The organism is Pseudomonas sp. R1-15 (genome assembly GCF_051132085.1).
GTDB lineage: Bacteria > Pseudomonadota > Gammaproteobacteria > Pseudomonadales > Pseudomonadaceae > Aquipseudomonas.
In genome coordinates this window covers 4,328,223-4,349,657 of record NZ_CP071660.1, presented here as the reverse complement: position 1 = coordinate 4,349,657, position 21,435 = coordinate 4,328,223, and the positions used below count along the sequence as shown (strand labels likewise).

23 protein-coding genes and 1 pseudogene are annotated in these 21,435 nt (G+C 61.0%); 8 read left to right on the top strand and 16 right to left on the bottom strand.

Going from position 1 to position 21,435, the window contains the following annotated elements; all coding sequences use genetic code 11:
* Nucleotides 1–13: 13 nt before the first annotated feature.
* Nucleotides 14–406, top strand: coding sequence for a hypothetical protein (locus J3P97_RS19605; RefSeq protein ID WP_434672557.1), 393 nt, complete (start codon nucleotides 14–16; stop codon nucleotides 404–406).
* A gap of 97 nt (nucleotides 407–503) precedes the next feature.
* Here the strand turns inward: J3P97_RS19605 and J3P97_RS19600 are convergent.
* From J3P97_RS19600 to J3P97_RS19575, 6 genes and pseudogenes are all read right to left on the bottom strand, one after another.
* Nucleotides 504–803: pseudogene (locus J3P97_RS19600) on the bottom strand (IS4 family transposase); the annotation flags it as partial.
* Between the two features lie 49 nt (nucleotides 804–852).
* Nucleotides 853–1,152 (bottom strand): addiction module antidote protein, encoded by a 300-nt coding sequence (locus J3P97_RS19595; RefSeq protein WP_434601507.1) that lies wholly within the window; start codon nucleotides 1,150–1,152, stop codon nucleotides 853–855.
* Nucleotides 1,145–1,447: a type II toxin-antitoxin system RelE/ParE family toxin gene (locus J3P97_RS19590; protein WP_434601506.1), complete on the bottom strand. Its 303-nt coding sequence runs from the start codon at nucleotides 1,445–1,447 to the stop codon at nucleotides 1,145–1,147. The genes J3P97_RS19595 and J3P97_RS19590 overlap by 8 nt, the downstream gene beginning before the upstream one ends.
* A 102-nt stretch (nucleotides 1,448–1,549) precedes the next feature.
* Nucleotides 1,550–1,822 (bottom strand): hypothetical protein, encoded by a 273-nt coding sequence (locus J3P97_RS19585; protein ID WP_434672556.1) that lies wholly within the window; start codon nucleotides 1,820–1,822, stop codon nucleotides 1,550–1,552.
* 241 nt (nucleotides 1,823–2,063) lie between these two features.
* Nucleotides 2,064–2,795 (bottom strand): DUF899 domain-containing protein, encoded by a 732-nt coding sequence (locus J3P97_RS19580; protein ID WP_434672555.1) that lies wholly within the window; start codon nucleotides 2,793–2,795, stop codon nucleotides 2,064–2,066.
* Between the two features lie 19 nt (nucleotides 2,796–2,814).
* A complete protein-coding gene (locus J3P97_RS19575) occupies nucleotides 2,815–2,952 on the bottom strand; it encodes a hypothetical protein (protein ID WP_434672554.1) in 138 nt (45 codons plus the stop codon).
* A gap of 25 nt (nucleotides 2,953–2,977) precedes the next feature.
* Here J3P97_RS19575 and J3P97_RS19570 point away from each other — a divergent pair, with 25 nt between their 5' ends.
* Entirely contained in the window at nucleotides 2,978–3,370 is a 393-nt protein-coding gene (locus J3P97_RS19570; RefSeq protein WP_030141150.1) for a hypothetical protein, read from the top strand.
* A gap of 126 nt (nucleotides 3,371–3,496) precedes the next feature.
* Here the strand turns inward: J3P97_RS19570 and J3P97_RS19565 are convergent, their stop codons facing one another.
* The 3 genes from J3P97_RS19565 to J3P97_RS19555 form a co-directional block, all read right to left on the bottom strand.
* Nucleotides 3,497–4,363, bottom strand: a complete 867-nt coding sequence (locus tag J3P97_RS19565) for a DUF6279 family lipoprotein (protein ID WP_434672553.1) — start codon at nucleotides 4,361–4,363, stop codon at nucleotides 3,497–3,499.
* Nucleotides 4,364–4,443: 80 nt separating this feature from the next.
* Nucleotides 4,444–5,154 carry a TorF family putative porin gene (locus J3P97_RS19560; protein ID WP_434672552.1) on the bottom strand — a complete coding sequence of 237 codons (711 nt, stop codon included), beginning with the start codon at nucleotides 5,152–5,154 and terminating at the stop codon, nucleotides 4,444–4,446.
* A 197-nt stretch (nucleotides 5,155–5,351) separates the two neighbouring features.
* Entirely contained in the window at nucleotides 5,352–5,540 is a 189-nt protein-coding gene (locus J3P97_RS19555) for a hypothetical protein (RefSeq protein ID WP_018607615.1), read from the bottom strand.
* A 317-nt stretch (nucleotides 5,541–5,857) separates the two neighbouring features.
* Between J3P97_RS19555 and J3P97_RS19550 the strand changes: the two genes are divergently transcribed.
* Entirely contained in the window at nucleotides 5,858–6,694 is an 837-nt protein-coding gene (locus J3P97_RS19550) for a CvfB family protein (RefSeq protein WP_434572546.1), read from the top strand.
* Between the two features lie 411 nt (nucleotides 6,695–7,105).
* Nucleotides 7,106–8,560, top strand: coding sequence for an NCS1 family nucleobase:cation symporter-1 (locus tag J3P97_RS19545; RefSeq protein ID WP_434672551.1), 1,455 nt, complete (start codon nucleotides 7,106–7,108; stop codon nucleotides 8,558–8,560).
* On the opposite strand, the gene J3P97_RS19540 is transcribed toward J3P97_RS19545, so the two are convergent.
* Entirely contained in the window at nucleotides 8,561–9,733 is a 1,173-nt protein-coding gene (locus J3P97_RS19540) for a YbfB/YjiJ family MFS transporter (protein WP_434672550.1), read from the bottom strand.
* A gap of 103 nt (nucleotides 9,734–9,836) precedes the next feature.
* Here J3P97_RS19540 and ptrR point away from each other — a divergent pair, with 103 nt between their 5' ends.
* Together ptrR and J3P97_RS19530 are read left to right on the top strand one after the other, a co-directional pair.
* Complete coding sequence (ptrR, locus tag J3P97_RS19535; protein WP_434572552.1) at nucleotides 9,837–10,730, top strand: putrescine utilization regulator PtrR; 894 nt, start codon at nucleotides 9,837–9,839, stop codon at nucleotides 10,728–10,730.
* A gap of 139 nt (nucleotides 10,731–10,869) precedes the next feature.
* Nucleotides 10,870–10,998 (top strand): PA1414 family protein, encoded by a 129-nt coding sequence (locus J3P97_RS19530; RefSeq protein ID WP_256222727.1) that lies wholly within the window; start codon nucleotides 10,870–10,872, stop codon nucleotides 10,996–10,998.
* A 204-nt stretch (nucleotides 10,999–11,202) separates the two neighbouring features.
* Here the strand turns inward: J3P97_RS19530 and J3P97_RS19525 are convergent, their stop codons facing one another.
* The 4 genes from J3P97_RS19525 to speB form a co-directional block, all read right to left on the bottom strand.
* Nucleotides 11,203–12,591 carry a sodium:solute symporter gene (locus tag J3P97_RS19525; protein ID WP_434672549.1) on the bottom strand — a complete coding sequence of 463 codons (1,389 nt, stop codon included), beginning with the start codon at nucleotides 12,589–12,591 and terminating at the stop codon, nucleotides 11,203–11,205.
* A gap of 200 nt (nucleotides 12,592–12,791) precedes the next feature.
* Nucleotides 12,792–14,297, bottom strand: a complete 1,506-nt coding sequence (locus tag J3P97_RS19520; protein ID WP_434674574.1) for a purine-cytosine permease family protein — start codon at nucleotides 14,295–14,297, stop codon at nucleotides 12,792–12,794.
* Nucleotides 14,298–14,348: 51 nt separating this feature from the next.
* Nucleotides 14,349–14,756, bottom strand: coding sequence for a YybH family protein (locus J3P97_RS19515; protein WP_305499519.1), 408 nt, complete (start codon nucleotides 14,754–14,756; stop codon nucleotides 14,349–14,351).
* A gap of 9 nt (nucleotides 14,757–14,765) precedes the next feature.
* A complete protein-coding gene (speB, locus tag J3P97_RS19510; RefSeq protein WP_045155351.1) occupies nucleotides 14,766–15,716 on the bottom strand; it encodes an agmatinase in 951 nt (316 codons plus the stop codon).
* A gap of 344 nt (nucleotides 15,717–16,060) precedes the next feature.
* On the opposite strand from speB, the gene J3P97_RS19505 reads away from it, so the two are divergent.
* Nucleotides 16,061–16,954 (top strand): LysR family transcriptional regulator, encoded by an 894-nt coding sequence (locus J3P97_RS19505; RefSeq protein WP_434572557.1) that lies wholly within the window; start codon nucleotides 16,061–16,063, stop codon nucleotides 16,952–16,954.
* 2 nt (nucleotides 16,955–16,956) lie between these two features.
* Nucleotides 16,957–17,553 (top strand): tRNA-uridine aminocarboxypropyltransferase, encoded by a 597-nt coding sequence (locus J3P97_RS19500; protein ID WP_434572559.1) that lies wholly within the window; start codon nucleotides 16,957–16,959, stop codon nucleotides 17,551–17,553.
* 134 nt (nucleotides 17,554–17,687) lie between these two features.
* Here J3P97_RS19500 and J3P97_RS19495 read toward each other — a convergent pair whose 3' ends face one another.
* Together J3P97_RS19495 and J3P97_RS19490 are read right to left on the bottom strand one after the other, a co-directional pair.
* Nucleotides 17,688–19,052, bottom strand: a complete 1,365-nt coding sequence (locus J3P97_RS19495) for an HlyD family type I secretion periplasmic adaptor subunit (protein ID WP_434572560.1) — start codon at nucleotides 19,050–19,052, stop codon at nucleotides 17,688–17,690.
* Between the two features lie 219 nt (nucleotides 19,053–19,271).
* Nucleotides 19,272–21,431: a type I secretion system permease/ATPase gene (locus tag J3P97_RS19490; protein WP_434672548.1), complete on the bottom strand. Its 2,160-nt coding sequence runs from the start codon at nucleotides 21,429–21,431 to the stop codon at nucleotides 19,272–19,274.
* Between the last annotated feature and the right edge of the window lie 4 nt (nucleotides 21,432–21,435).

The following is a 21,435-nucleotide window of genomic DNA, read 5'->3' as shown; positions in this document are numbered from 1 at the left end:
AGTTAGGTGACGTATGTACGCATTGCCAGATGATTTTGATTTTTTGTTATTGTCAGGGTGTTACTTGGAGGTGGTTAGTTTTGGGGTGGCAACCACTAATCTAGATTTTGCACGTCCGCAGACGGTCCCCGGTATACCTCCCTATAAGGTCTCGTTCTGTATAGAAGGAAGGTTGTCATATAAAGTGGACGGTGTCTTAGGGTGTCGAGAGTTTTCTGACTCGTATACGAGTGCGCCCTTATTAGATTTACTGCTCCAAGATGTCGTTTCGGTTAAAGCGTTTGAAGGCGCAACGCTGGAAATAGCATTCAGCTCCGGTGACTTGATCGTTCTTGAAGCAGATGGCGAAAGTGGCTATGAAGCTTATTCGATTTATCTGGATTCTGGTGACGTTATAGTAATTTAGTTTTTAAAAAAAATAGCATTTATCTTTGCTGCGTTGAGTGCTGATGGTGGAAAAAGGGGACTGGAAAAAAGAAAAAAGGGACAGATATGAATGGCGCTTACTTAACCTTCTTCGGGTGACCATTCTTCCTGACCTCGGCCCTGGCTGATCGACGTGTTTTCATCAGCATGGGGTAAGGCTTGGGTCTTCGTTTTATGGCGCGCGGCTCAACCCTGCCAGGACGCCTTCCAACACGTTTCTGGGCGATCAGCTCAAGCAGATTCAGCATTTGATCTTCTTGCTCCTGAACCCCGTACTGCCTCAACGCAAGGCACAGTTGAAGGCTATGTTTGAAGCTCAGCTCGCGAGGCAGACAGTCGGCCAACAGAGCTGATTGCGCCATGAGCATCCGTATCAGCTAGTTAGCCGTTAAGTAAGCGCCACTCGAATCTGTTTCCTTTTTTCTTTCACGACCCCGTATGCGTGTGTGGCCGAGCCGTCATGTCGACGCCAAGTGCCTTCATGACCGCCAGCATTGTTTTCAGAGTGGGATTACCATGTTCGCTAAAGGAGCGGTATAGCTGTTCGCGCGACAGGCCCGTTTCCCTGGCCAATTCGGTCATCCCCTTGGCTCGTGCGACGACTCCCATCGCTTTGGCGATATAACTTGCATCGCCGGTTTCTAAGGCATCGCTTATGAACTCCGCGATGGCCTCGGGAGTGCAGAGGTATTCTGCTGGGTCGAATTCGGTAAAAATCTCAGTCATTTTGTGCTCTCCACGCCTGCATTATCTGGTGGGCGGTTTCAATGTCGCGGCTCTGACTGCCCTTGTCACCCCCGCAAAGCAGAATCACCAGCATGTCGCCCTGCCGGTAGAAATACACCCTGTAGCCAGGCCCATAGTGAATTCGTAGCTCACTGATACCATGGCCGACTGGAGCGACATCGCCGGGTAAACCCTCTATCAGTCGATTGATCCGTGAGGTAATACGAGCTCTACCGGTGTCATCCTTAAGCTTTTTCAGCCAGGATCGGAATTTGCTGGATTCGATCTTCTTCATAAAATGTAGTCTATAAAATACAGAAAAAGCAAGGCTGCATATTTAGCAGCAAGCGTGAGCCCATAATGTGAAACTGGCGACCCCGAAGGTCGCCCGTTTTCGTTATCCGGCAGCCTGCGCCCGCAACCGTCTTCCGATCACATCCATCACGTCACATCCATCGCGCAGAGAAATCGTCAACAGCTTGCAAAAGTCGGATAGCACGACGGTATCGGAGCTGATTTCTGAGCGGAACGCGATATTTTCCAGCACTTGGGTTACGCAACGGATGCGGTAGTCGGCGGTTTCGAAAAGAACGTCGAGTGGGGCTTCGGTGTCGATGAGCAGGGTGGCGGGAGTGCAGTCGACGCCAGTGATGGGTATGTATCTGGTCATAGCAAGAGCCTCGGAGGTTGATGAGTCTCTCTGTTGATTCGGGTCGCCAAACCCCGCCGCTATTGGGCGACGAGGGACTATAGGCCGACCTTCTCCATCGCCACAAGACACCGTTTTCCGAGCTTCATGTAGGGCGTTTCGCTTGGCATCTTTCGGCTTAAAGCAGGCGACTGCTGCGCAGTCGAGCGGGAGCAAGCTCCCTCGCCACGGGGGCGGTGCTCGACTTCGGGTGGTTGGCGCGTCAGCCATGGCAGCAGCTGTGGGGCTTGGCTTCCTGGTATTTATCGTGGTGGCGCACCCAGTCCATGATTTCGCCTTCGTTGCGGCCCTTTGGCGTGAGGTCGAGGTAGTTGTAGGCGCCGACCAGGATGTCGAGGCCGCGGGCGTAGGTGGAGTAGGTGTGGAAGATGTCTCCGGCTTCGTTGCGATAGAAGACGCTCAGGCCTGGGAGTTCGCTCTCGGCGCTGTCGGTTTTTTCGTAGTTGTAGGTGGCTGTTCCGGCGGCGCTGTCTTGTGCGTTGAAGCTCACGCCGAAATCGTGGTTGAAGTCGCAGCCTGCCGATGAGACCCAGTCGAAGACCCAGCCCATGCGCCGTTTGAACGGCTGGAATTCGGCGAACGGGGCGTGGGAGACGGCGACGACGGCGACGTCGTGGTGGGCCAGGTGTTGGTTGGCGCCGTCGATGTGGTCGGACAGGAACGAGCAGCCCTGGCAGCCCTCGGTCCAGCCGGGGCCGAACATGAAGTGGTAGATGATCAGTTGGCTGCGGCCGCCGAACAGGTCGGCCAGGCTCAGTTCGCCGTGGGGGCCTTGGAAGCGGTAGGGTTTGTCGACTTTCACCCAGGGCAGCGCGCGGCGTTCGGCGCTGAGTTTGTCCCGTTCGCGGGTGAACGCTTTCTCCTGGGCGAGGTGTTCGCGGCGGGCGGCGAGCCAGGCTTCCCGCGAGACGACCTGATGGTGCTCGATGTTCATGGGGCTTCTCCTCAGAGACTCATTGATCGGCGATTGCATTGCCTAGTCGTTTGGCGGCCGGCGGATTCGACAAACCGCTGGTCGGCGTGGAAAAGACGCCGCCGGTAAACCCGGCTGAACGGCGCCGCACCGCCTCGGTCACAAACTGAGTAGGCATCTCACTCTCTAGAGGATGGACCAGGATGACGACTTATAACTGGGACTTGATCGAACGGTTGCTGCACGAAGTGCAAAACGGCGCCGGCCACAGTTTTACCCCTCGGCCCTATGCGGAGCAGCACGCAGCGGAAAAGGCAGCTCAGGGCGAGGAAATCGAGAACCTCGATCATCTGAAAGCGGTTGCCGGAGAGTATGAAAAACTGCTGCTGGAGCGTGGTTATATCGAGCCGCGGCCGGAGGAAGAGGGCGGCAATGGCGAGAATTTTGTGCTGACGCCACGTGGCTCGCGGTTGTTGAGCCTGATCGACAGCAGCATCCCGGGCAATGATCATCCGCGGCAGGTGCTGGATGAGCAGGAAGATGCGCTGGATGAGTTTACTTTTGATGATCTGGCTTCGAAGGCGCAGATTGCCTGATGGATTCACCCATTCTCCTGTGGGAGCGAGCCTGCTCGCGAAAGCCGTCTGACAGGCAACTTACGTTTGACCGTCAGGCCGCCTTCGCGAGCAGGCTCGCTCCCACAGGGGGATTTGTGGTGGGGCTTATGGGCGTGCTGCTTTCAGGCACTTCAAATCGCTGAAATCCTTCTTCACCCCGTCAATCTTCTTCAACAGCTGTTCACGCTGCGTCGGGGTGCTCTGTGCCATCAGGTCCACCAACAGACTGCGGGCCTGGGCTTCGGTTTTGTTGTAGGCCTCGCGGTAGGCGGGCGTCCACAGACTTTCCCGGTTCACCAGTAGTTGCTCGATGCGTTTCGGGAAGTCGGGGCTGTGGCGCTGGGCGACGGCTTCGCTGAACTGGTTCTGCCAGTGGGCGCGGTTGGCGATCCATTGCTGGTTCTGATCGCCAAGCGCGGTCGACCAGGCTTGTACGCGTTGGCGCTGGGCGTCGTTGAGCGGGCCGATCCAGTCGTTCAGGCGTTTTTCCATGCGCTCGGCGCGTTCCTTGATCTGTTGTTGCAAGGTCGGCTTGAGGTAGTCCCGCTGGCGTTTGCGTTGATCCTTGATGAAGGCGGCGTCCATGTCGGCCACCTGGTCATCGCTCAGGCCTTGTAACAGTTCGGTGGCCGATGGGGTGATTTCCCGGGCGGTTTCGGCGATCGCGGCCTTGGCTTCGCGGGTGCGTTGCTGCAGGGCTTCGTCAGTCACCTGGTCGTTCTGCACCATGGTTTTGAGGCGATCGAGCCAATCCAGGTAGCCGGGCAATTGCGTAGTGCAATGCCAGCTCAGGTGTTCCTTGAGGCGGTCGTTGAACCAGTCTTTCTGCTCGCCGTTGATCTCCAGGTAATCGTTGAGGGTCCAGGGGATGATCAGGTCGAGGTTGCGGTAGGCCAGGCCGACACGGCTGCAAGCGGTGAGTGTCAGCAGCAGGGCGATGAACATGGCGGTGCGTGTTAACCAGCGCGACATGAGCGAGTCCTTGCGAAGGCGGAGGTGCTTTGTTTGAGCATGGCAGGCGCGCGGCAGTTCAGCCGATTAATAAGTAACGCCTAGTAAAAAGGATGGGCCATCTTGAGGGTCAGTAAGCTGTCGCATTCGCTGTTGTGGCCGGAGTATGCGGAGCAACTGCTGCCGCTGAGGCTTGAGTCGCTGTAGATCAGGTCCAGGTCGATGCCTTTCCATGGGCGGGAGATTTTCAACGACCAGTCACTGAAGCTGCTGACGTAGCCGTTATCCACGGAAACAGGCGAGTTGAGCTGGTGGGTGGTGTATTTGGCGCTGATGCCAATGCCGAACGGCACGTTGCCGCCCAGGTCGGCGAACAGGGTGCTGTTCTGTTTGTCCGGATCGTTGCTCAAGGCGGCGCCGAAGCGGCTGCCGAGCAGGGTCAGGCCGCCGTAGAATTCCTGGCTGTCGAGAGTATCGACGGTAGGGTAGCTGTAGTGGATCAAGCCGACTTCGTAGCCCAGGGTCTGGTCGAAGGGTTGTTTGAAACCCATGTAGGAATCGATCTCAAGGTCGGCAGATACGCCGGCGCTGGGTGACCACTGCCCGAAGTACCAACCGCTGTCATGACTCAGGTCCAGGCCACCGTGGAACGAGCCGGTGCTCGACGGCGTGACCAGGCCTTGGGCCATGCTGCGGCTGGGTGTGGTGCCGAGTTTGAGATCGAAGTCGCCGAGCTCGCGCTGGAACACCTGCCCATAAGAAGCGGGGCAAGCGAGCAGGCTGAACGTCAGCAGGACAACAGGAATGCGCATGCTTCACTCCATGAATAGCGAGGAGCAGGGAATCGTAACCAAGCTGAAACGCTTGAGCTAGAGAGGTGCAAGCATACCGGCGAATGCCCGGCAGCGATGGCCGTTCGTCGATTTATGCGTGAGGGGGATCAAACGAGGGAGGTTCCAGTCCAAGCGCTTCGAGATTCAAAGCGCTTTGGGACCAGGTGAAACGGGGATTACTTCTTGCCCAGGCTGATCTGCTTGGACGGACCGAAGGTCTGGCCGCTGACACCTTTGGCAATCTGCTGGATTTCGCCGCCGGACTTGAGGAACGCAGCGATCTGGTCGTTGATCGACTCGCTGGTTTCAACGGCTGGAGCTGGCTTTGCTTTGCTGTTGGATGCTTTTACGCGCATGACGGCCATTAACCTATGGATAATTAATTGGGCCAGGCATCGTACAGGAAATACTTGACAATTGCTTGGTAAATATCCCTCCGGAATATAGCGCAGCGAGGCCGGAAATATTACCGATTTATGTACGTTTATCGCCCTAAGCCACTGTTTTAAATAACAACCTTTGACGTGGTTCGGGCTCGAAATGTGGCGATTCGCCTCGCTGCCGTCTGACGAATGGCCGCTCTCTCGCTGAAAACCCAGGAAAATCAACGGCTGCACCGGCGACCACGAATCACGCGGCAAAACCGGGTAGAATGCCGCCCACGTAATGAGGGTATCTGGAAATGGCTTTAGTCGGGCGCTACAACAGTTTGCAAGTGGTTAAACATACCAACTTCGGTTTATATCTGGATGGCGGCGCGGACGGCGAAATCCTGCTGCCCAACCGATATATCCCCAAGGATATTCCGAGTGAAGATGAAGACTGGCTCAATGTTTTCATTTATCTGGACAGCGACGACAAACTGATCGCTACCACGGAAAAACCGAAAGTCCAGGTAGGCGAGTTCGCCAGTCTGAAAGTGGTTGAGGTCAACAGCATCGGCGTGTTCCTGGATTGGGGCCTGCCCAAGGATCTGCTGTTGCCGTACTCCGAAGAAAAACGCCAGATGACCGCCGGCGAATACTGCGTGGTGCACGTCTACCTCGACAAACACACCCGCCGCATCACTGCCACGGCGCGCCTGGACCGTTACCTGGACAAGACTCCGGCCAACTATACGCCTGGGCAGGAAGTCGATCTGCTGGTTGCCGAAGCCACTGACATGGGCTTCAAGGCAATCATCAACAACAAGCATTGGGGCTTGATCCACAAGAACGAAATCTTCAAGTTCATGCGCGCCGGCATGCAGGAGAAGGGGTTCATCAAGGAAATCCGCCCGGACGGCAAGATCAGCCTGAGCTTGCAGCCAGTGGGCCAGGAAGCGGCGACCAGCCTCAATGCGAAGATCCTCGCCAAGTTGCGCGACAACAACGGCACGCTGCCGGTCAGCGACAAGAGCGACCCGGCGCTGATCAGCAGCCTGTTTGGCGTGAGCAAGGGCAACTTCAAGAAGGCCATTGGCGCGCTTTACAAGAATGGGCAGATTGTCATTCATGCGGATCGTATTGAGTTGGCCTGATCGCACTACTGGGCTTGTGGCCTGTGGGCTTTTGGGCTCTTGATCTCGTGGCGAGGGAGCTTGCTCCCGCTGGCCCGCGCAGCGGGCCCCGGCGTCCTTCCTGACCTACCGTGGCGATGAGGACATTGTTTGGGGCCGCTCCGCACCCCAGCGGGAGCAAGCTCCCTCGCCACGGTGATCTTCGTTGTATACAAAAAATTGCACCCTAAGCATGCACCCGCGCCCCGTTCGTGGGCGCATGCCGATGCTCGCTCGGTCTTCCCTTGCCCTGCAAACCACGGTTTGTCTCGGATCTTGCGCCTGTGGCACGCATTCTGCGTAGCAACCCGTATACAAACCATGCCGGCTCCCGTGCGCAGTGTGGTGGACAATCAATTCGGGGGCACGGCGGTACTCAAAAGGAGCCCCGCAATGTCCGAGCAATTGCCCAACGGCTACAGCCCCCGTCTCTATAACGAAGACCTGGGACCGCTGCCGCAGAAATGGAATTGGTACAACATCTTTGCGTTCTGGATGAGCGACGTGCACAGCGTCGGCGGCTATGTGTTTGCCGCCAGCCTGTTCGCTCTGGGCCTGGCGAGTTGGCAGGTACTCATTGCGCTGCTCGGCGGGATTTGCATTGTGCAGTTGATCGCCAACCTGGTCGCCAAGCCGAGCCAACAGGCGGCGGTGCCTTATCCGGTGATATGCCGGCTGGCGTTCGGCGTGTTCGGAGCGAATATCCCCGCGGTGATCCGCGGCCTGATCGCGGTGGCCTGGTATGGCATCCAGACCTATCTGGCGTCCAGCGCACTGATCATCGTGGTGCTGCGGTTTTTTCCTTCGATGGAAGCCTACGCAACACCGCATTTTGCCGGTTTGTCCTACTTGGGCTGGTTCGGTTTCCTCGGGTTGTGGTTTGTCCAGGCGCTGGTGTTCTGGACGGGCATGGAGTCGATCCGTCGTTTTATCGACTGGGCCGGGCCGGTGGTGTATGCGGTGATGTTCCTGTTGGCCGGCTGGATCGTCTGGAAGGCCGGCTGGAGCAACATCAGCTTTACCCTGGCCGAGAAATCCTTGTCTGGCTGGCAGGCGTTCGGCCAAGTGATCGTGGCAACAGCCCTGGTGGTCTCGTATTTTTCCGGCCCGACCCTGAATTTCGGTGATTTCAGCCGGTACTGCCGGAGCATGTCTGACGTGCGTCGCGGCAATTTCTGGGGGCTGCCGGTAAATTTCCTGGCCTTCTCGCTGGTCACCGTGGTGATTGTGTCCGGGACATTGCCAGTGTTCGGCGAAATGCTCCACGACCCGATCGCCACCGTGGCGCGCATCGACAATGACGTAGCGGTGTTGCTGGGGGCTTTCGCCTTTGTGACCGCGACCATCGGCATCAATATTGTCGCCAACTTCGTGTCCCCGGCCTTCGACTTCGCCAACGTGGCACCGAGCAAGATCAGTTGGCGCGCCGGCGGCATGATCGCGGCGGTGGCCTCGATTTTCATCACGCCGTGGAACCTGTTCAACAACCCTGAAGTGATCCACTACACCCTGGACGTCTTGGCGGCGTTCATCGGCCCGTTGTTCGGCATCTTGCTGGTGGATTACTACCTGATCAAAAAGCAACAGATCGACATCGATGCGCTGTTCAATGATGGGCCGAGCGGGCGTTATTACTACAGCGGCGGCATCAACTGGACTGCGGTCAAGGCGTTGATTCCGGCGACGCTGATGGGCGTGGCGATCACCTTCACGCCGCTGCTGCAACCGATGGCCAACTTTGCCTGGTTCACCGGGTGTTTCCTCGGCGGGGTGCTGTATTTCGCCTTGGCGCGGCGTGAGCCAGCCCTACAACTGAATACCTCGCTCAACCCGGCTGGCCAGGCCTGATCAGCGCAGGGCGGTCTGCGCGCAAGGGCTCGTCGCGCCACGTCTGGCGGGCCGCAGCAACAGTCCGCCGGCCAACAGCAGTCCGCTGCCGGCGACGATCAGTGCCGGTTGCAGACCGCCACTGAAATGGCTGCTCAGCGCCGCCAGCAGGGGGCCGCTGAGCTGGCCGATGGCAAAACACGCGGTCAGCAGGCCGATGTTGCGCTGGGTCGCGTGGGGGGCTAGCTCCCGGGCACGCATCACCATCAGTTGCATGCAGGCGAGAAACGGCGCGCCACAGAGAAACACGCCCAAGGCCAGACCCGAGCCGCTGCCCAGCAGGCAGGCAAACACGCCAGCGGCTTGCAGCCACAACGTCGCCATCAGCCAGCGACTGGTGGTGTTCGGGTTTGGCCGGCGCAGGCTCACCAGCAGCACACCGGTGGCGGCGGCCAGGCCGAAGCAGGGCCAGAACAGGTCGGCCTGCCATTGCCCGTGAAATTGCGCCGAAGCCATCTGCGACAGAAACGTCGCTGGAATGATGTAGCCCACGCCATACAAGGCGTAGACCACGCAGAGCCGGGCGATGCCGCTGCTGCCGGAAGTGACGACTGGCGCTGCGAGGGTGGCCGCCGGCGCGGGTTTCGGCAGGGCCGGCAGGATGACCAGCAACATCAGCAGCGCCGCGCCGGCGTACACCAGCCACAAGGTGGCGGATGTCTGGCCCAACAGGTTCGAGCCAAGGGCCAGCAAGCCCGTAAGAAAAATCCCCATGCCCGGCCCGGCAAATACCAACGCACCTAGCCGAGGCCGTCCCGCTGCCGCCGCCAGGGGTTGGCTCAACGCGGTGATCATCACCATCACCCAGGCGCTCGCCACGCCGGTGCCAAAGCGCAGCGCCAGGTGCGGCCAGAAGCCCCAGGCCCAGAACGACGCGAGCGTCAGCAGCACGCATAACCACAGGCCGCCCAACAGCCGTCGCTGCACCTGTTCGGCGCGACGGGCGAACATGGCGTCCAGCGCGCCGAGGAAGTAACCCAGATAGTTGGCGGCGGCAATCAGACCGGCGGCGGTCAAGTCGACCTGACCTTCGCCGATCAAATGAGGTAACTGCGGTGTAAGGGCGAAGCGGCCGATGCCCATGGCCATCATCAAGGCAATGAAGCTGGCGAGCAGGCGAATCAAGGGCGACATGGTCGATCTCCGGCGTCGAGGTGATTGACCGTCAGGCTAGAACCGATTGACTTTCATTAAAAATGAATAATATTGAGTAACTTGTTCTTTTTTGGAGAATGTCGTGGAGTTCAGCCAGTTACGGATTTTCCAGGCCGTGGCCGAGGAAGGTTCCATCACCCGGGCGGCCGAGCGCCTGCACCGGGTGCCATCGAACCTCTCGACCCGGCTCAAGCAGCTCGAAGAGCAGCTGGGCGTGGATCTTTTCCTGCGCGAGCGTCAGCGTTTGCAATTGTCGCCTGCGGGAAAAGTCCTGTTGGACTACGCGACCAAGCTGTTCGCCCTGCATGACGAAGCCCATGCGGCGGTGCAGGGCGGCCAGCCGGCCGGGGATTTTGTGTTGGGCACGATGTACAGCACAGCGGCGACCCACTTGCCGGACTTGCTGGCGGCTTACCACCGGGCCTACCCGGCGGTGAACCTGCAAGTGCAATCGGGGCCGAGTGGAGAATTGCTTGAAGGCCTGCTCACCAATCGCCTCGATGCGGCGCTGGTGGACGGTCCGCTGGAGTTGGCCGGGCTGGATGGCGTGCCGTTGTGCGACGAGCGGCTGGTGCTCATCACCGAGGCCGACCATCCACCGGTGCGCAGCGCGCTGGACGTGCAAGGCCGTGCGGTATTCACCTTCCGGCGTGGCTGTTCGTACCGAATGCGCTTGGAAGCCTGGTTCGCCCATGATCATGCGACCATGGGCCGGGCGATGGAAATCGAGTCGTACCAGGGGATGCTGGCCTGTGTGATAGCCGGCTCCGGAGTGGCGCTGATGTCCGAGTCGATGCTCGCCAGCCTGCCGGGTCGGGAACGGGTAAGTGTGCATGCGTTGGCCGAGCCGTTTGCCAGCGCGACGACGTGGTTGATGTGGCGCAAAGGCATGGTCGGCGCCAACCTGAACGCCTGGATCGAGTTGCAACAACAAGCGTGGCCGCGGGCGCCAATGATCACGGCGCAATCGGCTTGAACTCCCAGCGTGGGATTTGGATCAATTCAGTAACAGATCATTGCAATCTGTAACGAGCATTGCGTAGGACTTCGGACTATTATCAGTGCGAAGGGGCCACAGAAATCTGCCGCTCGCACCACCCTGAGGGGGCACCACGATGAAAGAGAAAATCCAGAACTGGCTTCACGACTTGGGTGTCGCGCTCGGCCTGATCGAACCGCCCATGCAGCCGATCCCGATCCGCACCGACGACGAGCAACGCCGCCGCCAGCCGCGCCGCCGGTAAACCCACTTTTTTGGAGAGATCGCAGTCTCGGGCCGTTTCAATTGAAACGGCCCGAGACTGCGATCTTTTTATTTATGGCCTAGGCCCCTGTGGGAGCGAGCTTGCTCGCGATAGCGGTGGATCAGCATGAATCCGTGTTGAGCGTACCGCCGTCATCGCGAGCAAGCTCGCTCCCACAGTGATTTCATCGCCAGCAATTACCGATCAAACCGCCTTGGCCACCACCTCCGACCGTGGCGACAGCAGGCTCACCACCACGAAGCTCACCAATGCCACGCTCAGGCTGTAGTAGATCGGCGTGTTCGCATCCAGGCCATCCTTGAACATGAAGAACAGCGCGGTGACGAAGCCCAGCGACATGCTGGTGATCGCGCCGGCGGTGGTTGCGCGTTTCCAGTAGATCGCCCCGATCAGCGGGATCAGCATGCCGCCGACCAGCAGGTTGTAGGCCAATGTCAGGGCGCTGATCACGTCGCTGACGACCAAGGCGATAGCCAATACCACCGCGCCCAGCAGCAGGGTCGCGATACGGTTTTCGTGAACGTCGCCGTCGCCGCTTTCACGGCCCTGGCGCAAGCGGGGCAGCAAGTCCTGGACCACCGTGGTGGATGCCGCGAGCAGGCCTGCGGCGGCGGTGGACATCAATGCCGCCAACGCGGCTGCGATTACCAGGCCGCGAATGCCGTTGGGCAGGCTGGTCTGTACCACGCTGGCGAAGGCGTTGTTGACGTTTTCCAGGTCCGGCAGCAAGACCTTGGCGGCCATGCCGATCAGCGCACCGGCAAGGCCGTAGAGCACGCAATACAGGCCGGCCGCGGTGCCAGCGACTTTCGCCACGCCTTCGCTGCGGGCGGTGAACACCCGTTGCCAGATGTCCTGGCCGATGAAGATGCCGAAGAAGTAGATCAGGAAGTAGGTGAGGATGGTGTCCCAGCCGATGGCGGTGAAATCGAAATAACGCGCCGGCAAAGCCGCCACCATTGCATCCCAACCGCCGGCATCGACGATCGACATGGGCATCAGCAAGAACACCAGGCCGATGGTCATGATCAGGAACTGGACGATGTCGGTCAGGGTCAGCGACCACATGCCGCCGATGGTGGAATAAAGAACCACCACGCCGCCGCCCACCAGGATCGAAACCCAGAAGGGCAGGCCGAACAGCACCTGCATGACCGTGCCGATGGCGATGGTCGAGGTGGCGCCGATCATCAGCGCATAGACCAGCATGATCACCGCGCTGGCATGGCGCGCGGCCGGGTTGTAGCGGCGCTCCAGCACTTGGGTCACGGTGTAGATCCTCAGCTTGAGCAACGGCTTGGCGAGGAACAGGCTCAGCCCGACGATGCCCAGGCCGATGGCGCCGCACAACCAGAAGCCGGAAATGCCGTGTACATAGCCCAGACGCACGGTGCCGATGGTCGACGCGCCACCCAGCACGGTGGCGGCCATGGTGCCCAGATAAAAACCCGGACCGAGGTTGCGCCCGGCGACGAGGTAGTCGTCGCGGGTCTTGGCGCGGCGCATGCCGTACCAGCCCAGGGCGATCATGCCGGTGGCGTAGATGAGAACGACGATTAAATCCAAGGCCATGATGGCGTGTCTCCGGTTCTATTTTTTATGTGGGCGAGGCTGCTGGCGCTGACACCGCAGCCTCAGTGCGAACGGGCTTTCGTGGCGAGGGAGCTTGCTCCCGCTCGACTGCGCAGCAGTCGTCGCTTTCAATTCAGAAAACCTTGGGGTCGCTGCGCAACCCAGCGGGAGCAAGCTCCTTCGCCACGGGAATTGGTCAGTCAGGCGGCCTGTCGCAGTTCTGGCGGGTTTAGCGGATCAGCGCTTCGCGGATCCTGCGGCCCATACACCGCCGCCGGTTCCGGAAACAACCCGAGCAACAGCAGGTACACCACCGAGGCCAGCCCCAGGGTCACCGGCAGGCTTATGTCGATGCCACCGGCCAGCTCTCCCAACGGCCCGACGAATTGCCCCGGCAGGTTGACGAAGCACAGCCCCACCAGTGCGCTGGGAATCCACGCCCCCAGGCCGCGCCAGTTCCAGCCATGGCTGAACCAGTAGCGCCCACCGGTTTCGCCACGGGTAAACACTTGCAGGTCGTCCGGGCAGTAGAAGCCGCGGCGCACCACCAGGCCGATGATCATGATCACCATCCACGGCGTGGTGCAGGTGATGATCAGCACGGCGAACGTCGAGACGCTCTGCACCAGGTTCGCGGCGAAGCGCCCGATGAAGATGAACGCAATCGACAGCACGCCGATCAGCAGCGTCGCCTTGACCCGCGACAGCAGTCGTGGGAACACGCTGGACATGTCCAGCCCGGTGCCATACAGCGAGGTGGTGCCGGTGGACATGCCGCCGATCACCGCGATCAGACACACCGGCAGGAAGAACCATCCCGGCGAGACCGCCAGCAGGCCGCCCACGTAGTTGTTCGAGGCGATGTAGTCCGGCGCCTTGATCGAGACGATGGTGGCGGTGGCAAGGCCGAACAGGAACGGTATCAATGTGGCCAACTGAGCGGCGATGACCGCCAGCATGATGCGTGGCTTGGGCGTGTTGCGCGGGATGTAGCGCGACCAGTCGCCGAGGAACGCGCCGAAGGAAATCGGGTTGCTCATGGCAACCAGCGCCGCGCCGATGAAGGCGGCGTAGAAGCCCGGCTGGCCGAGGCTGACCGTGCCGGCGAACTGGCTGTCGAAGCTTGGCGCGAAGGCGAAGATGCCCAGCAGGAACAACAGGCTGGCGGCCCATACGGCGATGCGGTTGACCCACAGCATGAAGCGAAAGCCGTAGATGCACACCGTCAATACCAGCAGGGCAAACAGGCCGTAGGCCAGGCCCAGGCTCAGGTCGGTTTCCGGTACGCCGACCAGTCGCTTGGCACCGCCGATCAGCGCGTCGCCCGAGCTCCATACCGACAGCGAGAAGAACGCAATGGCGGTCAGCAGCGACAGGAACGAGCCGACGATTCGCCCATGGACGCCAAAATGCGCACCCGAGGACACGGCGTTGTTGGTGCCGTTGAGCGGGCCGAACAGGCCCATCGGCGCGAGGATGATCGAACCGACCAGTACCCCCAGCACGATCGCCCAGACCCCGGCCTGGAATGACAGCCCGAACAGCACGGGGAAACTGCCGAGCACTGCGGTGGCAAAGGTGTTGGCGCCGCCGAAGATCAGTCGAAACAGATCCCCCGGCCCGGCGGTTCGTTGATGGTCGGGGATCTGTTCGACCCCGTTGGTTTCAATTTGCGTAAGGCTTTTATCGTTATTGTTATTCATGATCTGCTCCGATCATCGAGGCGCGTTCATCGGATGTGAACGTCGCCTGTTTGGCTAAGGGGGTGGCAGCCCTTCCGGCATTGCGGACAAATGTTCATGACAGGCCAGCCATAGGCCTTGTTGTTCTTGGCGAAACACGATGGTTTCGCGCTCCTGGCTAAAGTGCAGCTCCCCTTGCATGCGCAGCTCGGTGGCCACGTCATGGATGAAAATCGCCACGTCCCCTTGCAGGCTGACGAAGGCGTTGCTCGAGGTGCAACGCAGCACCTCGAAGCCATCCTCGGCGCGCCAGCGGTCCCACAAGGCCTGGTAGGCCTCGCGTGACAGCAGCGGCTGTTCGAGGGTGTAGAACACGAAGCTCGCATCGGCGCTGAATGCGCCGAAGTAAGCCTCGCGGTCATTGCGGGCAAACGCCGACACCAGTTCGGCGGCGGCCTTGAGAACCTGATCTCGATGGCTCATGGCGGCGCCTCAGCGATGGACCACGCCGGGCAGTACGCAGAGCATCTCGTACAGCAGGTTGGCGCCCAGCAGCGAGGTGTTGCCGGTGGTGTCGTACGGCGGCGAAACTTCTACCAGATCGCAACCGACCAGGTCGAGACCCTGGCAGCCACGGACGATCTCGATCGCCTGGATGGTGGTCAGGCCGCCGATTTCCGGGGTGCCGGTGCCTGGCGCCCAGGCCGGATCGATGCCGTCGATGTCGAAGCTCAGGTACACCGGGCCGCCACCGACTTTCTCGCGCACTTCGGCCATCAATGGGGCCAGAGACTTGTGCCAGCATTCTTCGGCCTGGACCACACGGAAGCCCTGGTTACGGCTCCAGTTGAAATCTTCGGCGGTATAACCCTGGGCGCGCAGGCCGATCTGCACCACGCGATCGCAGTCGAGCAGGCCTTCTTCCACGGCGCGGCGGAAAGTGGTGCCGTGGGCGATTTTCTCGCCGAACATGTGATCGTTTACATCAGCGTGGGCGTCGATGTGCACTAGGCCGACCTTGCCATGCTTTTTGTGGATCGCCCGCAGGATCGGCAGGGTGATGGTGTGGTCGCCGCCCAGCGTCAGGGGGATGACGTTGTGTTCGAGGATCTTGTGGTACGACTCTTCGATGATCCGCACCGCGTCCAGCAGGTTGAAGGTATTGATTGCCACGTCGCCAATGTCCGCCACCGACAGCGAGTCGAACGGCGCGGCACCGGTGGCCATGTTGTAGGGGCGGATCATCACGGATTCGGCGCGGATCTCGCGGGGCCCGAAGCGGGTACCGGCGCGCAGCGAGGTGCCGATGTCCAGTGGCACGCCGACAAAGGCAGCGTCCAGGCCGGCGGCGGTGGGCAAATGGGGCAGGCGCATCATGGTGGCGATGCCGCCGAAGCGCGGCATTTCGTTGCCGCCCAGTGGTTGGTGAAGAATCTTGTCCACGGGTAGGGCCTCATCGTTTGTTTTATTTATCAGGGGCCGATTCTGCGAAAAGCCTTGGCGGTGAAGAATCGCTGACGGCAAATACTTAGTTCAGATTTTTCTAAACTAATGGTGGGCAGGGCGATAGACTCCGCAGCAGCGCAATCCCGGGGCACATGATTAACCTCTGTGGCGAGGGAGCTTGCTCCCGCTCGGTGGCGCAGCCATCGCAAAACCAGCCAACGCGGTCTGCCTGATACATCGAGGTGAATGGTTTTGGGGCCGCTTCGCAGCCCAGCGGGAGCAAGCTCCCTCGCCACAAAAGCACGGCAGGCTCCGTATATGTGTGATCTGGAGATACCCCCATGGCCAACGCTCTACCCGACCTGAAACTGCTGCGCATTTTTGTCAGCGTGGTCCGTCACCAGGGGTTTGCCAATGCCCAGCACGAGCTCAACCTATCCACGTCGGCGATCAGCACCTACATGAGCCAACTCGAATCGGCCCTGGGCCTGGTGCTCTGTCATCGTGGGCGGGGCGGGTTCAGCCTGACCAGCAAAGGCGAGCTGTTCCATCAGGAGACCCTGCGCCTGTTGGGCGAGCTCGAAGGCTTCGAGCAATACGCCGCGGCGCTCAAGGGTGAGTTGCGCGGTACGCTGAACCTGGGCGTGATCGATTCGACGGTCAGCGACAAGGCGTTGCCGTTCGCCGAAGCCATCGGCGCCTACAGCCAGGAGCACCCGGCGGTGCATTTGCACTTGTCGGTCATGAGCCCCTACGAGTTGCAACTCGGCGTGCAGGACAATCGCCTGGACCTGGCCATCGGCGCGTTTTCCACGCGCATGAGCGGGCTGGTCTATATGCCGCTGTACCGCGAACAGCACTGGTTGTATTGCAGCAACCGGCATCCGTTATTCAACGAACGGCGCATCCCCGAGCAACTCATTACCCAGCAGCGTATGGTCGGGCGCGGTTACTGGAGCCAGGCCGAACTGGCGCGCCACGGCTTCAAGCACAGCGCGGCGACAGTAGAAAGTATGGAAGCGCAACTGATTCTGGTGCTGTCAGGTGCCTACATCGGTTATCTGCCCGAGCACTACGCCCAGGCCTGGGTCGACAAGGGCGATCTGCGCGTGCTGCTGCCGGCGACCTTTGGCTATCAGGCACCGTTTTCAATGATCGTGCGCCGTGGCCGCAGCCGCGAGCCGCTGATCCAGACCTTCCGTGATCTGCTCAAAGCTCAACTGAACCAGGCCTGATCATGTCCAGAATTCAATGCCCGCGTTGCCACCGTCCGCAAAGCCATTGCCTGTGCCCATTGATCCCCAGTCTCGACAGCCGCACCCGCGTTCTGCTGTTGCAGCATCCCAGCGAGGTGAACCATGCCTTGAACACGGCGCGGTTGGCGGCGTTGGGCCTGAACAACGCCGAATTGATCGTCGGCGAGGTGTTCGAGGATTTGCCCAGGTTGCTCGATCAACCGGGTTATCAGGCGCGGTTGTTGTTTCCCGCCGACGATGCGCAGCCGATGCAAGCCTACGGTCCCAGCGATGACCCGCTGCTATTGGTCGTCCCCGACGGCACATGGCGCAAGGCGCGCAAGCTGCTGCACCTGAACCCGTTGCTGGCGGCGCTGCCGAGGGTCACCCTGGCCGACGGCGGCGTGTCCCGTTACCGCTTGCGCAAGGCGCCCGGGCCGGGCGCGTTGTCGACGGTGGAGGCGATTGTCCAGGCACTGCAAACCCTCGAAGCACCGACAAGTTTCGAGCCGTTGCTGAGGCCGTTCGAGGCGCTGATCGAGGGGCAGATCGCGGCGATGGGGGAGGAAACCTTCAGGCGTAATCATTCCGGGAAGTAGGTTGTTGGTGCTGGCCTCTTCGCGAGCAGGCTCGCTCCCACAATGGATCTTCTGTGCTCACAATATTCGGCATCAACCAAGATCCCCTGTGGGAGCGAGCCTGCTCGCGAAAGCGGCGGAACAATCGCCACATATCAGCGCTCACGCATCGCCTCGGTCCGCGCCTTCAGCACCGGCTTGAGCAGGTAATCCAGCACACTTTTCTCCCCGGTGATGATGTCCACCGTCGCCACCATTCCCGGGATGATCAGCAACGGTTTGGCATCGCCGCCCAAATGGTTTTTATCGGTGCGCACCTGGATCAGGTAGAAACTGTTGCCCTTGTCATCGGTGATGGTGTCGGCGCCGATCAGTTCGAGCTTGGCGCTCAGGCCGCCATAGATCGTGTAGTCGTAGGCGCTGAACTTGACCATGGCTTTCTGGCCCGGGTGGAGAAAGGCCACGTCTTGCGGGCGGACCTTGGCTTCGATCAGCAGGTTGTCCTCCAGTGGCACGATTTCGACCATGTCGCTGCCCGGCTGGACCACACCGCCAATGGTGTTGACCTTGAGCTGCTTGATCACCCCGCGCACCGGTGAGACCACGGTGGTGCGGGTCACCCGGTCATCGATGGCAATGCTCGATGCGGTGATTTTCGACAGTTCAGTGCGTTTCTCGTTGAGCTCCTTGGCCGCGTCGGAGCGGAAGGACTGCTCCGATTCGTCGATCTTGCTCTTGATCTCGTTGATCGCCGACTCGGCCCGAGGGATCGCCAGGGTGGTGGCGTTGAGTGAGCCGCGCACCTCCACCGCGCTGCGCTTGAGCCGGAGGATTTCCACCGGTGAAACCGCCCCGGTGCGCACCAGCGGCGCCGACATGTTCATTTCTTCCTGCAGCAAGGACAGGGCCGAGCTGAACTGGCCTTGTTTGGAGCGAAACTCGGCGAGTTCCTGGGTTTTCTGCCGCAGCTGTTCGGTGAGGGTGCGTTGCTCGCTGGCCAGGCGCCGCTGGCGTTGTTCATATAACGAACGTTCGTCCTCGGCCACTTGCGGGGCCTTGGCGGTCACCTCTGCCGACAGCGCGAACGGCCTCCCTTCAGCCTCGGCCGACAGGCGTTCGACCTGGGCCGTGAGGGCATAACGATCGGCCTCGCTCTCGCCCTTGTTTGACAGGAACCGCGTGTCATCCAGGCGCAGCAGGGTCTCGCCCTTGTTCACCATCTGGCCTTCGCGTACGAAAATCTCGGTGACAATGCCGCCTTCCAGGTTCTGGATCACCTGGATCTTGCTTGATGGAATCGCCTTGCCTTCGCCCGTGGTGACTTCCTGCAGCACGGCCAGTTTGGCCCAGACCAACCCGCTGACAATCAGCCCGGCGGCCAGCCACACCGTCACGCGTGAACGCCGGGGCGAGTCCTGCAACGTCGCGCTGGCAGTTTCCGGCATGAACTCGCTTTCGGCGCTTTTGCTGAAACTGCCGAAGTAGCTTCGGGCGGCTGAATCAGGTGTTTGAGCTGGCATGGACGGTACCCGTTGATTAATAGATTCACAGTGCTGCTTTTTGTGGCGAGGGAGCTTGCTCCCGCTCGGCGGCGAAGCCGTCGTAAAACCTGCCGACGCGGTCTGCCTGACACAACCAGGTGAATGGCCTTGGGGCTGTTTCACAGCCCAGCGGGAGCAAGCTCCCTCGCCACAGGTGTTAACCATGTGTCCCCGGACCAAACGGATATGTGTCGGCTTCTACACCGCCGCAGACCCCACCCGCCCTTTGCGCAGCGCATCAATCACCGCGTCCTTCGGTCCGTCCGCCACGATCCGTCCGTTTTCCAGCACCACCAGGCGATCCACCAGGCTCAGCATCGAGGTACGGTGGGTGACCAGCAGCACGGTCTTGCCCTGCACATGGGCGTGAAGTTTTTGCCGCAAGGTATCTTCGCTGCTGTTGTCCATGGCGCTGGTGGGTTCATCGAGCAAGAGGATCGGCGGGTCGAGCAGCAGGGCCCGGGCCAGCAGCACGGCCTGGCGCTGACCGCCGGACAACAGCTGGCCGCGCTCGCCGACCGGGCGATCGAAGCCTTGCGGGTGCTGGCGCGCCAGTTCGGTCACGCCGGTGAGTTCCGCCACCTCCAGCATGCGGCCGTCGCTGATGTAGCGGGCGCCAAGGGTGAGGTTGTCGCGCAGGCTGCCGGCCAGCAGAGGCAGGTCGTGGGCGACATAGCCGATCTGCTGGCGCAGGTCGGCGACGTCCAGTTGCCGCAGGTCCAGGCCATCGAGCAGCAACTGACCTTCCTGCGGCGCATAAAAACCCATCACCAGGCGCGCCAGGGTGCTTTTGCCCGAGCCGCTGCGGCCGATGATCCCGACGCGCTCGCCAGGCTTGAGGCTGAAACTGACGTTCGCCAACGCCGGGGTACTCTGGCCGTCGTAGTGGAAGGTCACGCCGCTGACATCCAGGGCGCCCTGCAATTGGGTGCGCTCCAGCGGACGCTGGCTGGCGTCGCGCTCCTGGGGCAGGGCCATCAAGGCGTCGGTGCTGCGCATGGTGAGCTGGGCTTGCTGGTAGCGGGTGATCAGCCCGGCGATCTGGCCCAGCGGCGCGAGGACCCGGCTGCCGAGCATGTAGGTCGCCACCAGTGCGCCGACGCTGAGGTTGCCGGCAATGATGCTGTAGACGCCGGCAACGATGGTTGCCATGCCGGCCAGTTGTTGCAGGAACAGCGTGCCGTTGGTTGCCAGCGCCGAAAGGTTGCGGGCGTGGCTGTCGAGGCGGGTGAGGGCGCCATGAGTGCTTTCCCACTGATGCTGGCGTTCGCTTTCGGCGCTGCAGGCCTTGAGGGTTTCCAGGCCGCCGAGGGTTTCGATCAGCAAGGCCTGGCGCTGGGCGCCGAGGGCCAGGCTTTTCTGCACGGTGTCGCGCAGGCGCGCCTGGATGATCATGGCGAAAACCACGGTGATCGGGAACGCCACCACGGGTATCACCACCAGCCAACCGCCAAGCAGGCCGATCACCACCAGCATCAGCACGGCAAAGGGCAAGTCGATCAGGCTGGTCAGGGTCACGGCGGTGAGAAATTCCCGCAGGCCCTGGAAATCATGGATGCTCTGGGCGAAGCCGCCGATGGTCACTGGTTTGGCTTTCATCGCCATGCCGGTGATGCGTTCGAACAGCGTGGCGGAGAGAATCACGTCGGTTTTTTTACCGGCGCTGTCCAGCAGATGAGCCCGCACGACCCGCAACACCAATTCGAACCCGGTGCCGATCAGCAGCCCGACGGCCAGCACCCACAATGTCGACGTGGCCTGGTTCGGCACCACGCGGTCGTAGGTCTGCATTACGAACAGCGGCACCATCAACCCCAGCAGGTTGATCAGGAAGCTCGCCAGGATCGCGTCGCTGTACAGCCAGCGCGACAGTTTCAAGGTGTCACGAAACCAGGCCTCGACTCGCGGCACCAGCGGCGCGCGCAAATCTTCCAGTTCGTGGCGCGGTCGGGCGAACAAGGCCTGGCCGCTGTAGTCGGCGGCCAGCTCCTGGCGGCTGACCCATTGTTCGCCGCCATCGGCTTCGCTGGGCAGGATCAGCGCCTGGCCGTCGTCGCCCCAGCGGCGAAATATCGCGCAGCGACCTCCGGCCAGAATCAGCATCACCGGCAGATTGAGCGCTGAAATGTCCGCCAGGTCACGACGCAGCAGCCGCGCCTGCAGACCGGCCCGGGCCGCTGCGCGAGGCAGCAGGTCCAGGCTCAGGCGTTGGTGCGCCATTGGCAACCCGGCGCTGAGGCTGGCGCGGCTGACAGTCGCGCCATGGAGTTTGCAGAGGATCAACAAGCCGTCCAGCAACGGGTCATCGAAGTTCAGGCGCGGGTCGGCGCCGGGGATTACCGGTTCCATGCGGGTCATGTCG